The organism is Mesorhizobium sp. M1409, assembly GCF_040317535.1.
Taxonomy (GTDB): domain Bacteria; phylum Pseudomonadota; class Alphaproteobacteria; order Rhizobiales; family Rhizobiaceae; genus Mesorhizobium.
Map to the genome: position 1 here is coordinate 1 of NZ_JAMYKV010000065.1, position 16,117 is coordinate 16,117.

Consider the following 16,117-nt stretch of genomic DNA (forward strand, 5'->3'; position numbering starts at 1 on the left):
AAGCAACCGAATCCTACGCCAAATCAATCGCTTAAGCTACATCCGCCAGCCTCAAAGCCCCATCGTCGTGCATAAGACGGGCTAGCGTGCTCGAACTTGACACCTCGATGTCCCGATAAAGCGTGCCCGAAGAGAGGCTCGGAAGATCAAGGTCGCGGGCTCAGTCATGGCGAATTTCAGGCGCTGACAGTTTGAAGGATGATTTTGAAGGGGTTCGTGCCCGGCGCGAACGAGCCGTGTCGACGACGGTTCGAATGTCGGCTTCGCCCTTTGCGGCCCACATGGCGCGATAGCCGTTAGTGATCTTCCGTTGAACGACGGCTGGTCTCAGCGCGTGTTCGCAGGCGTTGTTCGTCGCGTCGACCATTCCTGGCCATTGGGCAAAGGTCAAAAGTTGATCGCGAGCTCGCCTGAACTTGTTTTGGATATCGCGGGCCAGATCGCACGATGTTGTGGTGGCGAGGATAGCCGAGTTCGTCGAGGACGACGAAGTCGAGTCGAGTGAGGTGGTCAGCGATGCGTCCCTGCTTGCCGTTTCGGTGCTCCGTCTCGAGCCGGTTGACGAGATCGACGAGGTTGAAGAAGCGGCCGCGTGAACCGTTGCGGATCAGGGCGCGCGCGATGGCGATCGCCAGATGCGACTTGCCGGTTCCGGTGCCGCCGATGAGCACGGCATTGCGCTGGTCGGCGACGAAGGTGCCGTTGGCGAGCTCGCGGACGAGGGCCTCCTTGACCGGCGTGTCGGTGAAGTCGAAGTCCTCGATCTCCTTGGCGAGCGGCAGCTTGGCGACGGTCAGCTGGTATTTGATGGAGCGCGCCTGCTTCTCGGCAATCTCCGCCGACAGGAGATCGCCGACGATCCTCGGCGGCTCGTGCTGACGCTTGATCCCGGTGGCCATGATCTCGTCATAGGCGCCGCGCATGCCGTAGAGCTTCAAGGTGCCCATCAGTTCGAGAACCTGAGTCCTTTCCATCAGCTTGCCCTCCTGAGGCTGTCGTAACGGGCGCAGTCGGCCTGCGGCTCATGCTTCAGGCGTAGCGCATCCGGAGTGAGCACGGTCACCGCCGGCGCCGGATCGCGGCGGCGGGCCAGGATGTTGAGGATGACGGCCGACGAGCAGACGTTCTGGTCGAGCGCCTCCTGACAGGCCGTCTCGACGGCCTCGATCCCGTCGGAGACCACGGCAGCCAGGATGGCGACCATCTGCCGGTCGCCGTCGTCGGCGTCCTTCAGTTTGCGGCGGACCTGCTCCGTGGCCGACGGCAGAACCCAATCCCGGAACGGTGCGCCGTTGCGTAGCGCTCCGGGCTTTCGGGAGAGGACCGGGACGTAGTGCCAGGGATCATAAACCGTCTCGCCGCGTCCGAAGGAGCGGGCGTGCTCGCCGACAATGAGGCCGTCCTGGCGGATGACGATGCGGTCGGCATAGGCCTGGATCTCGACCGGCCGTCCGACTGCCGTCGACAGCACCGAGTATTTGTTGTTGTCGAAGCGCACCGTGCAGGTCTTCGACGAGATGAATGATCCGGCCGTTGGCGCGCTCTTCGCTGTTCTCGCAGCGAAGCCGACGGCCTTGAGCAAAAGCTCGTGCGAGATGTTGTCAAACAGGCCCTTGATATCAAACTCTAAAACCCAGTCGTACTTCCAGCACCGCTTGCGCGTGCGCTCATCTTTCGGATGCCTACCTGCCCCGGATCATGTCCGCGGCTTTTGACCCAACGCTAACCACCATGGCTCTTCTACCACAGCAGCTTGGGCTGGTTTGAGACCCGCTCCTGAAAGCCGGTCCCGAGGGGCCTACCCTCATCTTTCACGCAGCTTCTCAGCATGTTGTCAGTTCATCTTCGAACCTCCTTCTGCTTGCTGCAGCACACTATGGACGCGCACTAGCCTAGTGTCCGTCCATAAACAGTAACTTTTCGAAGAATTCATTGTACCTCCCATGTAGATTCGAGGTATTTCTGACTGCTTTGGTGGTTCTATCTGCACGAGGCGTTAGAGGAGAAGTAGAGGTCTCTCGCGGTCCGCTGGTTGGCCCATCGTGAACCGCCCGGCTGGGCGCCGGGTAGGCTTTTGCGAAGTCGGCGGCGGGTCAGTTCGACTTGAGGCGGGCGAAGAGGGCGAGATTGTAGGCCACCACCGAGGACCAGACATAGGTCTTGAAGTGGTCGAGCCCGCGCCAGGTGCAGCGGTCCAGGCCAAAAGCGCGCTTCAAACATGAGACGCCGGCCTCGATGCCGGCACGGAAGTTGCGCAGCTTGCGATACACCCAGCGGCTCTTGACCATGTCCTCGATCTTGATGCCGCACTTTTTGTGGAAGGCCATGTCCTTCACGCCCCAAGCCTTGGCCTGGATCAGATTGGCGCGGCTGGCATAGCCGCCATCGGCGGCCGCCTGACGTGGCGGCTCGCCATATCGGTCGATGTGGCGCTGAAGCATCGGCAGCAACCGCTCGCTGTCGGCCGGATTGCCGGCTTCGACGATGAGGTCGAGAACCATGCCGCTCCTGCCGGTGGTCAGGTTGAGCTTATATGAGGAAGGTAAAGACGGAACGGGTGTGTCAGGGCAACATTTCTTCACCTTCTCGATGTGTTGAGGAATCCATGGTCTGAGCCCGATGGCATGACGCGGCCCGTTTATCCGAGCCCAATCCAACTTATATACGGTCGCTGCTCGAAACAGCGGCACCAACATCCCGCTTGCGGCGGGTACGGGCTCAGGAGGACGGGACCATTCTTGTGGCGGGGCATTTCAGGCCATCCCAACCTTCGGTTCGTCCACCTGGATCCGCCAGGACTGATCAGGCCCTGGAAGAAGTGCTTAGTTCACATTCCATGGGTGAGCGGCAATCGGCATCAGGCGCTCTTCATGACCGCCCCCTCGATGACGACGCCGGCGTTGACGTATTTCCACAGCGCCACGAGTAGCTTGCGGGCGAGCGCCACAATCGTCGCCTTCTTGAGGCGCCCGCCGTTCTGCTTCACCCGCTCCTTGAACCACAAGGAGAGCGCCGATTGCGATTGATGGCGCAGCCATAGCCACGCGAGCTGGATCAGCGTAGTTCGCAGCCTTGGATTGCCGGATTTCGAAACGCCCTGGTCGTGTGAGACGGAGCCGCTTTGCCAGGGGGTCGCCCGGCAGGCCGGCGTAGGCGGCCAGCTGTCGTCGGTTGTCGTAGTGCCGCGACAGGCCCTCCGTCCACAGCACGGCGGCAAACTCCTGCCCGATGCCCTTCAGGTCGAGCAGCATGGCCGGGGCTGGCGAGGCACTCTGCTCGGTCGCAAGCATGGCGTCGCGCTCGGCCTCGACCGCCTTGATCTGTTCCATCAGCAGCTCCAGCCGTTCGAGTTCGCGATCAATCTGCTGCTTCAGATGGTCCGGCAGCGGATGCCCGTCGCCGGTCTTCAGCGCCTCAAGGCACCTGCGCCGATCGCGCCGCAACGGCTCGTAGCCGGAGACACCCTGTGCAAACAGCAGGCCTTTGATGCGGTTGACATGGCGGGTCCGCTCGTTCGTCAAGGCCTTGCGCTCACGCGAGAGGCGGCGGCGGTCCTCTTCCTCGGGGGTGGGCACCCGCAGCATGGCGCAGACGCGCGGCTCGCCCCTCTTATAGGCGAGCAGCGCGCGCACCAGCGCCTCGCCGTCGATCTTGTCGGTCTTTGCCTGACGCCGCCGGCGTGAGGTGGCAATCGAGGCCGGATCGACGACGTGGCTTTCGATTCCTTCGGCCTGCAGCACCCTGTGGATCCAAAAGCCGTCGAGCCCAGCCTCTTGGACGACTATGATCGGAAAGCATTTCCCGGTCCGCGCCTCGGCCTTCCGGTTGAGCTCGGCAAACCGCGCCAGCATGCCGACCACGTCGCCGGCCGCCACTGCGTGTTTCGACATCTTCTCGCCAGCGCCCGGCGACAGCGAGGTGATCAGCCATTTCGAGCGGCTGAGTTCCAACGAGACGAAAATTGCGCCAAGATCAGTGCGGATGGCGGTCAACGCATCGGGTCGGTGTGCTGCAACGGGCATGCTCGGCCTCCAAGGTAGGGTGTCTAGGGTTTAGCAACCTCACCTTTGCCACAGCGCAGGTCGCTATCCACCCTCCTCATAGGATCTTGTGGCCATAATGGACATCGCGGCCGCCCTTGACGATGATGTCGGCATGCGGTTCGAACAGGCTGACCAGCTTCTCGGCGGCCGGCACCGCCTCGCCGGCCAGCACCCGCCGCTCGGTCTGGGCGATGATCTGCTCGATCAGCGGTCGATAGTGGCGCAGTTGCTCCTGCCAGACAATAATGTCCAGATCAGCCGCCGGGGTCAGCCGCTCCGCCGCCTGTCGGAGATAGCCCAGCGTCGTGCGGGTGATGCCGAGCAATTCGCGATAGAGTTGAACCCGTTTCGGGCGGCCGCAGGTGTATTGGATCGCCCGCACCCGCTTCTTGGCCGCGCGGCAGTGATCGTGCCAGGAAAGCGCGCCGCTGCCCAATTTATCCGCCTGCCGCAGCAGGCGAACCATCACCCGTACGGCGTCCCACAACAGGCTGCTGTTGCTCGGCTCGTGGATGAGGGCTGCGGTGACGGTGCTGTCCACACGTATCACCCTGCCGCTTTCCAGCTTCTCGTGGTGGGCGCTCGAAAGCAGCACCTCGTTGATGTCTTCCCAGGTCGAGGTCCGGATCGCGCTGATCGTCTTGTGCAGGACCGACTTCTTCGGGCTCCATCCCCATGGCAGCCGGGCAAACGCCCGGAACGAGGCGGAGTCCTCCAGGTGGAAAGCCAGTTCCTGGTAGCTGAGCTGGCGATGCTGCTTGAGCAGCGCGCAGCGCAGCACCGCCTCCGCCGGCAGGCCCTCGCGGCCGGTCTCGTTGACCCCGTGCCGGCGCAGGTCGGCGGCCACCAGCCCGGTCAGGTGACGCTGCTCGTCCAGCCAATCGGACATGCCCTTCAGCTCACGGCCGATCTCGTGTCCGGCGAAAAGATCGAATACACTGACTTGGACGGTGCGTTCTTGGCGCATTGTCGGCTCCGGGGGTGGCAGAAAACGCCTTGGAATCAGTGGTATGATGCCAAAGTGTATCTGAAACCGCCGGAGCTTTCCTGCGGAAAACTCCGATTCCTCAAGTAATTTCAATAGTTTGCCGTTTATGGACGGACACTAGCCTAGTCTGCGAAGGCAGGTTTGATTTCCAGCACACCGCGCTTACCGTTGCGGCGGCCGACCTGAATGACCAAATCGATCGTCTTTTTCGCATATTTGATTATCTCGCCATGTGACATCTGCACACCAGAGCGCATCACCATGAGCGCCAGTCTGTCGAAAGCAAGTTCAGGGCTATCGGCGTGTATAGTTGTTATCGCGCCGGGGTGGCCGGTATTAATCGCCTCAAGAAAGTCATAAGCCTCAATGCCGCGGATTTCACCGAGAATGATCCGGTCGGGACGCATTCGCAAACAGCTCTCCAGAAGTTTCGATGGGCTGCGAGCGGATTCCCCCTTACGGTCGGCGATTAGTCCAACTTGGTTCTTGTGGGCTGGATGAAGCTCCTGCGCATCCTCTATGGTGATGATCCGCTCGGCGGGGTTTGCCATCGCCAGTAGAGCGCGCGCCACCGTAGTCTTGCCAGACGACGTTCCGCCCGAAATCAGAACATTGAATTTTTCGTCAACGGCCTGTCGGAACACACTCTTCAGGTCGCCAGCCTTGGCCGCATCGGCGATTACCCGATGGCGTTCGTGCCGAATAGCATCCACCATGATCTGTCGTCCGTCGACGTAGTCGATATCTGCGCTTTCCGAAGTCCGCGCCAGATATTTTCGAATCGACAGCGATACGCCTTGTTCGATTGCCGGTTCGACGACCACCTGCACGCGCTGCGGGTTCCCCCAAACCATAACGCGGCCTGACACAATCGGATGGAGTGCACCAAGCGTGTTGCGGGTCTCTCCGGCTAACTGTGCTCCAAGCCGCTTAATGGCCTGGGGCGGCAAGGTCACGCCGATCTCACGCATGTATACCGAATCGGCATCCTCAACAAAGATGGAGCCATTAGGATTGATCGCCAACTCATTGATACTACCATCTACTAGATGGTCTTTGAGGGGGCTCAAGTACTGTTCCACGTATGAGATGCTACTTTTAAACTGGTGATCATTCATCGAATAATGAGATCTCGATTGACAAAGACGCGAATTTCCTCGCCCTGCGGGACACGAAGGATGGGAGGTAGGGAGAGGTATTTGTTCAAGATACCCTCACCTTGGTCGCTGAGTGTTCTGGCAACATTAGACGTGACTTGGCCATCCCGATTGGTGTCACCCATTCCCCCACCGTCAACAGTGATCGTCGCACCACCATCTCTTGAGGATTTGCTGCTGCCTGTCATAGTGGGAATGATAGAAGGTAATGCGCTGATGGTGCTGATGAGGACAGCCGCACCTATCTTCTTGGCGTAGCGGTTATCCACGTTTCCTTCGGTGCCGGCGCGACCAAGCAGGTCCGTACCTGTGGAGCCGAGCGCGATCGACTTGCCATCGGGAGTGAGGGCACGATCCCATCCGATCAACACGCGCTCTTGCTCAATATCGTCTCTGTTCCCGAAGGTGCCAACCAATCTTGTCCCTGCCGGCAGCAGAATGCGAGATCCGTCGAAGGAGAATACCGGTTCGATAACATGCGCGCGAATATTTCCCGGCAGTTCCGTATTGATAGCGGTTTCAAGTACCGCGGAGATCATCGTGCCCTGGGCGACCACACGCGACGGATCAGGGAGAGTGCGAGACACAGAGATTGCTGCTTCGGAGGCGGTACCAGCTGCAAGAGACCGGTCGTTCGCACCCTGATCTTGGGGAAGTTGTGGGACACCATCGACTGACGGGAAGCGCGCCCTGGACTCATCCATGACAACACCATTCGATTCCCTTTGCTTGATGTCGATCTCTTGGAATTGTCGATGACTTTCAGCGTTGAGCTTAGCAGCCTCATCGGAGCGTTTGCGCTCTTTTTCCAATCGCAAGGCTTCCTCCCGCAAACGTGCATTTTCCACCTCTACCTTATCCCGCTCCCGCCGAAGACTCTGCACCATTTGCTTGCTAAAGCGTTCAAGCAATTCTTGGACGTCGGCGACTGACATCTTAGGCTGGTTCTCGTCGCTGACTACTTGGTCGATTTTATTTCTTAGTTCATCGAATCTCTTGTCTATCTCGTCAATCTTTGGCTCGATCGCTTTTGGTTGCGCCTCAGGAACAGAAAAATCAAGTCTTGAGCTGTCCTTGGTAATGCGATCAACTTCCAGATCAACCTGCGACGTCTTCTGCTCATCGTCATCGTGCAATCCGAGAATCGCCCCCATTTGCATCGGGCCGAGCGCCGTCCCGAACGCTATGGCGCCGGCGAGCAGCGCGGCGGCAACAAAGAGCTCACGGCCTCTGCCGCGCTTAAATTTACCCGTTTGCCGGGCTCGGCGTCTTTTAAGCAGTTTTTCTCGTTCAGGATCGACAGGCGCGACCGCCGCTGTCTCTGCTCCGCTGGGATCCTGTCGATGGCCGATGTCAGGCGAGTTATCTGTCATGTCTCAACCCTCTCCACCGTGGTTTTGCCGAGTGCACAGCGCTTGCTTTGCCCACGCAGACAGTGTCATCGCCGATTCTCATCATCCAGTAGTCGCTGGTTCCGTCGACGATGATGCGATCGCCTTGACTGCGCGAATTGACCAGCATTTCCTCGCGGTCATGACCAACCTTAAAAATTGCCGGTTGGGGGGCGCCCTTGGGCAGGACGAAAGTCGTCTGCAATGTATTGTCTGTCACGGTCAGCGGGCGAAACCGCGCATCACCCGAAACCATGTAGCCGTGATTTGCTGGAGCGACTGCGGCACGGCTATTGCCCAATGTCTTGAGCTCATGAGGATAGGTGAAGACGGTTCGGAATGCCTGGTCGGCGCCTGCCGCCATCCCTGCGCTTATCTGACCGACCGAACGTATCTCAAACGTATAGACGCGCTGGTCAGTATAGACTGTCATATTCGTGAGCGCTTTTTCGATAATAGGCTTCAGGCTGATCACATTGCCTCTCTTCAGTTTGATCACTTCCCAGGATGCGCTATCTCCGATGAGAATGGACTCGACATTCTCCCCTTCAGCGAACTGAAGAGCTGTGACTGATTTCAAGTAAAGATTAAGCTTGTACACGTTATTCTCGTCATACACGTAGCGTTTTATCCGTACATCTGATGAAAAACCGACAGCCGACTGCTCAGCCATTGCCAACTTTACTGATACCACAGCAAATATCAAGGAAACGTATATAAGTTTAAACATTATCTTTGTCTTTGTGTTAATATATCAGCCGGCCGTTTCCGCATCGATCCGATAGAACAAGACGTTGAACCCAAGCGGATTTTTCCACACCGCCTCCAAGGTAGCCCTTTGTCGAGGCTTGAATTGATAGCCGATTGTGGCGACGAAACTGCGCTCAACTGCGTCACGCCCCTTTTCTTCACGGTATTTGGTAATGCGCACACGCGCGAGATCCGCTGGGTTGCGCCCCCTCGGGGTTAGAGAGACAGATTTGACCACAACACGCACGCGAACGTCCTTGCCGTAGAGTGTGGGCGGATATTGCTCTGACTCCGAACGCCAGGTTTGCGCTAGGGTTTGCGCGGCACTGTCGGATGAGCGCGCCATGACGTCAGGAATTCGGGTGCTGTTGTCGGCTGGATCGTAGGTTTCCCGGTCGACGACATAGGAAACGAGTTCCGCCTGAAGGACAGCCTCCTGCTCTTGGAGCGAGGTGGGCTGCACCTCGACGATCTTTTCAGCCTCGCCGGTGGTCTTGTCTACCATCACTACATAGGGCTTGGTTTGTTTGAGCGGCAGTATGACTATTAGAGCCACCAGGGACAAAAGACTGGCGGCAGTGGCACCGACCGCGATCTTTGCCCAGTTATTGCGCTGTTCGCGTAGGCTAAAAAAAACCTCGTCTTCAAATGTGTGCTGTATTGCTTGTTCTGACACACGTCTCTCCTATTCGGTTGCGTTACCGATTCCGTTGCGGGTCAGCGGTCTTGTTCGGGAGATACGGTTCGGTTGCCGTATTGAGCGAGAGGATGAATCGGAAGAGCCATCGGAGGATCTCTCGTAACATTCGATTTCGATGACGACAGGCCGCTCATGCGACGAGCAAGGCGCTCATCGCGACGCTGCTGCCGGATATAGGCGCTTTGGCGCATTGCACTGATCGCCGACCATGCTGCCGACGCCGGCGAGGCTCCAGCTTCACGTGCGGCGCTTGCCACACTTACGCCGTCTCGCAATCGTTGGCTGCCGCCGTGCACTCTCATTGCAGCACTCTTGGCCATGGAAGTTGCGGCAAAGACCGCACCGGCGCCTACAGCCGCGACCGATACAGAGGCCAGGGAACTTGCCATGGTCGGGATCATGAACAGGAGAACCGTCGCCGCCATCAGGATAAAAATGAACCCGAAATCATTACCGCGGGATCCATAGACTTCAGCGGCGATATACAGCACAATAGCCATAAGGGTCGCGGTCAGCAGCGGGACGACCACGAAGCCAATCGTGAAGCGGGTCCAACTCTCGAAATACTGACTCGTTTGAGGCATCATCAGCATGATGATAGCCAGAGGCGCCAGGCTGATCGACACGGCGAACCCAATTTTGGCAATCATTACAATAATCGCGCACGCGGCGGTAAAGAAACCGCCAACGATCAGGAACAAGACGCCAATAAAAACGTTCCGAAGTGACTTGCCAACGTTCCAGATCGAAACATTGTTTATGTATTTACCAGATAGGTGAAGGACCGCATGGGCGAACTCATCCATCGCTGAATATGTGTCCGATATCCGCTCAGGATCGAGAAAAGCGGGATCAACGTCCTTGATTGGCATTTTTGCCGCATGCATCATAATGCTTGCGTAACTATTTGGCACATCAATAAGCATTGAATAAATACCTTCAAAGTTCACCCACATTGTTGCAAATGAATATATTAGTATATACCGCAGAGCCCAATGTAGGTACATCGAGTAATTTATAGTTCTGAATTGAATTATGTGATTTACCGCGATAAGCAACAATGAGACTAACGCCATGGCGCCGAGCAAGTCTCTAATCGGCTCAGCAACACCCTGAAAAACTACTTGCGCATAGTCGACAAGCGTCTTGTCGAGTGTACGAGTAATGTTTGAAATCACTCCCACAGCGTATCACCTGTTAAAATCGAGAAGATCGCGGATGGCGGCCGGCTCGGCGGAGTCGGCACCTAGTGCCATGAAGTACGATCCTGCCAGCGATGCGATCGCCGCTTGGGTCCGCAGTGTTTCATTGAGTTGCTGCGCGATTTCGACCATCACGCGTGTGTTGATGTCAACGCTGCTTTTTAAGTCGCTGCTGGCTTCGAGCGCGGCGATATAGCCATTGATCCTGCCCATGCTGGCGTTGGCACGCTTGTAGGATTCCTCCGCAGTAGAGGCAACGACTGCGCCCTGAGCCGATCCATTAGCGATGATGAGCTTACTGAGGCGTTGATCGTTGTGCAGCGCAAATGCCTGATCCAAGCGATAGCGAGCTCGAAATTCGGTAAGGGCCGCCTGAATGCCCCCGGGGCCACTTCCGCGGCCATTCAAAGCATCGTCAACCATTTCCCGCAAACCCGGCCCTCCTTCACGGGCCGCGACGTCAGCCTTGCCATTGTTCACCGGGAAGTGCTTCGGGCCTGAAATGGAAGCAAGCTGCGCTTGGCCCAGGTCTCGGCTCTCAATTAGCAGATGCTCTGCTGTCCGCGCGGATGCTACAAGCTGGTTCATACCACCGCCTAACAGCCGGCAAATTTCTACCACGTACGTCAGCAACTCGACAGCGTTCTTGTCGAAGGTTACCTGGGCGCCATCCGGAGCGCGGGAGAGCGCTCCAATAGAAGGCAGGGGAGCAGGCGTGATCTGGCTTTCCTGGGCCCTGGCCTCCCGCACGAGCGAGCCCGCGGCTGCAAGCAAAATACCAGACACAATGACAGACTGGAAAGCTCTCATGACACGACTCCTTCGGCTTGGAGCTCAAGTGTTTCCCAGGCACAGACACAATTGTTCTTGCGCACTGCGGGAACGGCTTGGCAGCCAATAAGGGGGGCGAGGATCATTGTGAGAAAAATAAGAGGGATCTTCATTGCAGCATTTCCATTTGAAAGTTTGGCCTATCACGCCATCCTGCGTGCGCTTTCCCCCCTCGCCCACCCCCCAAGATCTCGACACCCTTACCGATCGCTCCGAGCGCGAAATCAAGAACCACGCTGTCGCCGCCCGATTTCAACAGCACCAAGTGGTTGTCCACGTTGCTTATCCGAAGGAAAGCGCTTTCCGTTGGCGTCAGATTGAGCGGCGCGAGTTCGGCTTCAGTGTTGTAGGAACTTGGGTATACGAGACGCGTGACGGCGCTCTCCAGTATGGCATCGCCCGCAGCGCTGTTGGCCACGTGGGACACACGTTGAGTCAGGAGAACGACCGCAACATTTTTCTTGCGCATCGTTAGCATCCAATCCTTCAGCCGCAGTTGAAAATATGAGTCGTCGAGCAGCTTCCAGGCTTCATCAAGAACCAGTAATGTTGGAGCGTCGTCTTCTACGAGCCGTTCCACGCGTCGAAAGACATAGCTCAGCCACGCGGTGCGGATGGTGTCGTTGTCGAAAATTTCCGTGAGGTCAAAAGCAGTGATCCGACTATCGAAAGCGAGCGGATCGATACTCTTACCCCCAAACAGCCAGCCGAATTGACCGGTCTCGTCCCAGCGGCCAAGTCGGTTATAAAGGTCACGATCATCGTCAGTCGCACGCAGCTGGCTGCGGAACTGCGCGAAATTCTGTAGGCAGAGGTCAGCCGTTGCGTTTGCCTGAGCGGCATCATGGAGCGCTTGAAGTTGCAACGGATTTAGCCGTCCGCCCTCGTTGTCAGCCAATGCGGAAAGCCAATCGGACAACCAGGCCGCACCGCGGCTATCTGCCTCGGCTCGCATAGGGTTGAAGCCCGTTTCCTGCCCCATACGCACGGAGGAGTAGGTTCCGCCCATGGCACGGACCGCCATCTCGAAACCATTGTCCTTGTCAAAGACTATGATCCGAGCGCCAAGCCGATGGGCCTGACTGAGCAGAAAAGCAGTACCAAGCGTCTTGCCAGACCCGGTTTGGCCAAGCACAAGCGTATGGCCGACCGTGCGCTGACCTGGCTTGCCCGGCAAATGGAAGCTGAAGCGGAACGTCTCGCCGCGTGCTGTGGGCAATATTGTTACGCAGTCGCCCCAAGGACATAGCTCCGGTGGATTGCCTTTCGGCAAGCCATGCATGGCGCAAAGTTCTGCAAAATTCTGGGAGGAGATCATTTCCGCTCGTGTGCGATAGCTGAAATTACCCGGATGTTGAGCGAAATAAACGGCGCGGGCAGAGAAATTCTCGCGAACAATTGCAGAACCCGCGTCTTGCATGGCGCGCGTGACGTAAGCCATGGCTGCCTCAAGCTCCTCATGAGTCTCGCAAAATACGGCGATGCTGCAATGGTGGTCGCCAAAGGCGACGCGGCCGGATGCAATATCGTCCTCGGCCTCTTCCAGTTGCGCCATCAAAGAGATAGCCGCATCCTCCGCCGCCTTCATCCGCTTGCGCACACGAGCGATTTTAGCTTGGGCGGCAATATTGTCGATCGGCGTGAAGCTGTGCGAAACCACGGTATCGTAAGGCAGGCTAAGCCTGTCGAAGATGCCGGGATAAGTTTCGGTAGGGTAGTCCTTTACCGATATGATGGTTCCATAGCGTTTGAGCCCTGGGTTGGGGTTGTCGCATTCGAAGACCTTGCCTCGGAACGTGACCGTCGAACTCGCCAAGAGGTCAGCGACGGGGACGAACTTCTCGCCAGCAATGAGTCGCCCACTTGATCCGTCAATCGCGGTACGCAACAAACCAAGCCACTCACCATCCGAGACGGTTAGCCGACGAGGCTTTGCCAAACTTACATTAACCATGCAGGTGTTAATCATCTGATCGAGGCGAACTGCGCGCGCAGTGACCTCTTCGCGACTGTAAACATCCTTGTTGCCAAACATATTGAGTAGTTGGGCCAGCCTCTTCGGCGGTCGGATCACAATAGTGACCATCGTAACGCGATCGCGCAGCCCAATAGTCTCAAGGTAATTTCGCCAGCGCTGATCAATCTCCTCGTTGAAAGGATCTCCTTTGATCGGCCGCATCGTGGGTCGAGTTTCAGCAGAGATGCGATGAACATAATATCCAACGTCACCGCGTTGCTGTGCAATGAAGCGTGAGAATGCGTTACTCAACTCCATCGTATCCCGGCTATCGATCGTGTCAGCATTGACCCCTTCGGCAGCAAAAGCGGCCATTAGATCGCCATCGCGTAACATGAGGGTGCCATCGTCCACAATGCTGACATATGGCAGATTGACTGCAAGTTGTTCGCGTTCGTGAGCGGATCGCTGCATCGCCCAATTGGCAAGTGACTTAAGCATGATATACTAGGCCTTCGCCCTTCAACAGTGCCGGACTCATGCGCGTGCTTTGCACGGTTGCGATGAAAACGTCGATGATCTTTGGATCATAGGCGGCTAGGGTACGCAAAGCGGCGTAGCCAACACTTCCCACGATCATCAGATAGATGAACGATTTGGTGATAATGAAGCCGAGCATTACGACGCCTATGAGGACAACCAGATACATGACCGGCAGTCCCGCAAAGGCGACTTCGCGCGTCAAGCCTATGAAAAGCGTTGTACGTTGAATGGTCAGTACTCCTCTGAAAGGCTCGCGAGGTAATTTGCGGTCTTAGATAAAGACGGCATCCGCGCCGAACCGAATTAGTGTGCCGCTAGGCCCTGGACGAAACTTGCACCGCCAAACACGATTGCAATGCCCATGATGATTGAGACTGCGAAGGTCCAGTCCATGCGACCGGTCATAAAAGAGAAGCCAACGGCGATGACGGCCAAGGCAGAGATTGAAACGCCGATTGGCCCGGTTATCGCTTCCACAATTGTCTGAAGGAATGTTGTCACACCATTGAAATCCTGAGCAGCACTCGGGCTAACAAAAATAACCGTCAATAAAGCTGCCGCAGACGCTGCGGGCAAACTCCGCCAAACGCTCTTGGTTAGACTTTTAAGTTTTCCGGCAGACATTTCTATGAACTCATTTCTTCTACACTTTGACATTGGCATTCTATTATTCCTTTCCGCGGATTTGTATTTCCTACTTCGCTATACAGAAACCTTTAATGATGCACTTTGGGCGCTCTTGGAATTCTCCTAAAACGCGATCTTGGTTTGTGCTTTGATCCTTTTTGATATCTTTTTTTGCCTTTAACGGGCTAACGACCGAGCTCTTTCTGGCCGGCGTAGGCGGCTGCAAGACAGTCTGAAAAATGCGTTGCGCCGCGGCATTGTCACCGGGGCCCTCATCGGCATCTGTCACTAGGGAAAGCAGGTGGGGCGGCGCATCCTTGCCCGCTCTTGCGATTTGAACCGTGATATTGTGCGGCTCGACACTGACGGCGTGGAGGATGTCCGACACATATTGCCGGGTCTCCCGATAGGGCGGAATGCCGCCATGCTTGCGCACAGCTGCAGGCCCAGCGTTATAGGCAGCGAGGGCAAGTTCAGAGGAGCCGAACTCATCGAGCATTTCTGTCAAGTATGTGGCGGCGCCCCTGAGATTTTGCCGCGCCGAGAAAGGGTTCTTGACATCAAGATCCAACGCGGTACGCGGCATCAGCTGGCCCAGCCCGACAGCACCAGCCAACGAAACCGCGCGAGGGTTGAAGTTGCTCTCTCGCTGAATCATCGCAGTGAAGAGATCAACAAACATTGCTTGGCCCAAGCTTGATTTGCGTACGCCTGGCCTCCAGGCAAATTGCCGTCCAAAATCCGCGGCAAGCCAGTACATTTTGGTCTGGTCATAGGTGAGGTCTTTTGCCATGCTGCGCGCCTTGGGAAGAGAGAGCAAGCCGAGCCGCCTCGATAGAAGTCTTCGCGCGGGTTTGGTCGCACGTTCCGATGACATGGAGGGGGGATGAATGAAGGCGGCTTCAACAGCTTCATCGGTCGGTGCGCCTGTGAATTCCAGTACAGAATTTGTCTCGCTGGCGATTGCCGTGTCCGCAGTCAGCGACAGATCCTTCAGACTCCCGTAGGAGACCGGAGCCTCGCCCCGCTCGGCCGGGACAGCTTCGGGTTCAGCATCGAAATTGAACTGCGCCAAATGCGGCCTTTCGTGCGGCGCAGCGGGGCGGGTGGCGTCTCTTCTTACTTCGATGAGCTCTCCGTTGTGACTTTGCTCAAATATCTCAGCATTGGCGGCGACATCGCCTTGCCCAATTATGACAATGGCTTGCGCCGATACCCCGACCACCACCTTCGCGAGCAACTTTCTACCGTTCGACACTCTATGTGCAATGGAATACATTTGACATTCTTTAGCATGCTATATTGGTATTTGATTACGGTCAGAATGTAAGGACAGATGTGATTTTGGTGCTTTTGTTATTCGTTGATTTTTGTTTGCCATTCTTTTGCAGATGTGTCCAATATTAATAAGTTTCATTTGTAGTTTTGACTTATATTTCATCGGTAGTATTTGGCGCCGGGTAGGCCAATAGTACATCGCGTGCCATACAGATCGGCAGTTTAAACAGCCCGTCGGCCGAGTTGCTCCTCGCGGTGGCATCGCGCGCAATGTATTCGCGCGCTAAGGTCTGGAACATACAAACAGTGATTTACCCGAGAGGGTGATCCGGATCGTTCCCGTGGGGACGATGGGCAAGGCGATCTCGTTGGCAGGCTAGATCCTGGATAGATTCTCCCAAGGTCTCTCAACAGATTTGAGACGCCTCGCTCTCCTGACCCCATCATGCGGCTGCCCGGCGCCGACCGCGAAGAGAAGCGAGTTGCCCACGGGGCGAGATCGTCCGGAAAAGACAGGAAAGCTTGACCTCACCGACCTCAATCAGAGAAGCTGCTAGACGTATGACCGTGGTCTGAGCGGCGGCCCGCCCTGTCTTTGCAGCTGTAAAGCAAACGGGGGTTGCTCGGGAATGCCGAGCCGAGCCCCAGCA

The 16,117-nt window shown here is 56.9% G+C and carries 11 protein-coding genes and 5 pseudogenes; all 16 read right to left on the minus strand.

What is annotated here, in order from left to right; translation table 11 throughout:
- Positions 1–160: 160 nt before the first annotated feature.
- On the minus strand, positions 161–568 hold the full coding sequence (locus NKG99_RS31485; RefSeq protein WP_502894715.1) for an IS66 family transposase: 408 nt from the start codon (positions 566–568) through the stop codon (positions 161–163).
- Positions 465–974, minus strand: a pseudogene (locus NKG99_RS31490) (ATP-binding protein); the annotation flags it as partial. The gene NKG99_RS31485 and the pseudogene NKG99_RS31490, both read right to left, overlap by 104 nt.
- A pseudogene (locus tag NKG99_RS31495) lies at positions 974–1,564 on the minus strand (Mu transposase domain-containing protein); the annotation flags it as partial. The pseudogenes NKG99_RS31495 and NKG99_RS31490, both read right to left, overlap by 1 nt.
- Before the next feature lie 529 nt (positions 1,565–2,093).
- Positions 2,094–2,534 (minus strand): annotated as a pseudogene (locus NKG99_RS31500) (transposase); the annotation flags it as partial.
- A 323-nt stretch (positions 2,535–2,857) separates the two neighbouring features.
- Positions 2,858–4,022 (minus strand): annotated as a pseudogene (locus NKG99_RS31505) (IS110 family RNA-guided transposase).
- A gap of 82 nt (positions 4,023–4,104) precedes the next feature.
- A pseudogene (locus tag NKG99_RS31510) lies at positions 4,105–5,010 on the minus strand (transposase); the annotation flags it as partial.
- 143 nt (positions 5,011–5,153) lie between these two features.
- Positions 5,154–6,101: a P-type DNA transfer ATPase VirB11 gene (gene virB11 / locus NKG99_RS31515; protein WP_352873156.1), complete on the minus strand. Its 948-nt coding sequence runs from the start codon at positions 6,099–6,101 to the stop codon at positions 5,154–5,156.
- Positions 6,102–6,145: 44 nt separating this feature from the next.
- Complete coding sequence (locus NKG99_RS31520; protein WP_352873157.1) at positions 6,146–7,561, minus strand: TrbI/VirB10 family protein; 1,416 nt, start codon at positions 7,559–7,561, stop codon at positions 6,146–6,148.
- Positions 7,551–8,252 carry a TrbG/VirB9 family P-type conjugative transfer protein gene (locus NKG99_RS31525; protein ID WP_352873159.1) on the minus strand — a complete coding sequence of 234 codons (702 nt, stop codon included), beginning with the start codon at positions 8,250–8,252 and terminating at the stop codon, positions 7,551–7,553. Before NKG99_RS31525 ends, NKG99_RS31520 begins: the two co-directional genes overlap by 11 nt.
- Before the next feature lie 81 nt (positions 8,253–8,333).
- Positions 8,334–9,005: a VirB8 family type IV secretion system protein gene (locus NKG99_RS31530; protein ID WP_352873160.1), complete on the minus strand. Its 672-nt coding sequence runs from the start codon at positions 9,003–9,005 to the stop codon at positions 8,334–8,336.
- Between the two features lie 41 nt (positions 9,006–9,046).
- Positions 9,047–10,105 (minus strand): type IV secretion system protein, encoded by a 1,059-nt coding sequence (locus NKG99_RS31535; RefSeq protein WP_352873175.1) that lies wholly within the window; start codon positions 10,103–10,105, stop codon positions 9,047–9,049.
- A 114-nt stretch (positions 10,106–10,219) separates the two neighbouring features.
- Entirely contained in the window at positions 10,220–11,041 is an 822-nt protein-coding gene (locus NKG99_RS31540; protein WP_352873161.1) for a type IV secretion system protein, read from the minus strand.
- Positions 11,042–11,171: 130 nt separating this feature from the next.
- Positions 11,172–13,520 (minus strand): VirB4 family type IV secretion/conjugal transfer ATPase, encoded by a 2,349-nt coding sequence (locus NKG99_RS31545; RefSeq protein WP_352873162.1) that lies wholly within the window; start codon positions 13,518–13,520, stop codon positions 11,172–11,174.
- Positions 13,513–13,797: a VirB3 family type IV secretion system protein gene (locus NKG99_RS31550; protein ID WP_352873176.1), complete on the minus strand. Its 285-nt coding sequence runs from the start codon at positions 13,795–13,797 to the stop codon at positions 13,513–13,515. The genes NKG99_RS31545 and NKG99_RS31550 overlap by 8 nt, the downstream gene beginning before the upstream one ends.
- A gap of 68 nt (positions 13,798–13,865) precedes the next feature.
- Positions 13,866–14,186 (minus strand): TrbC/VirB2 family protein, encoded by a 321-nt coding sequence (locus tag NKG99_RS31555; protein WP_352873164.1) that lies wholly within the window; start codon positions 14,184–14,186, stop codon positions 13,866–13,868.
- Between the two features lie 70 nt (positions 14,187–14,256).
- Complete coding sequence (locus NKG99_RS31560; RefSeq protein WP_352873165.1) at positions 14,257–15,468, minus strand: lytic transglycosylase domain-containing protein; 1,212 nt, start codon at positions 15,466–15,468, stop codon at positions 14,257–14,259.
- Between the last annotated feature and the right edge of the window lie 649 nt (positions 15,469–16,117).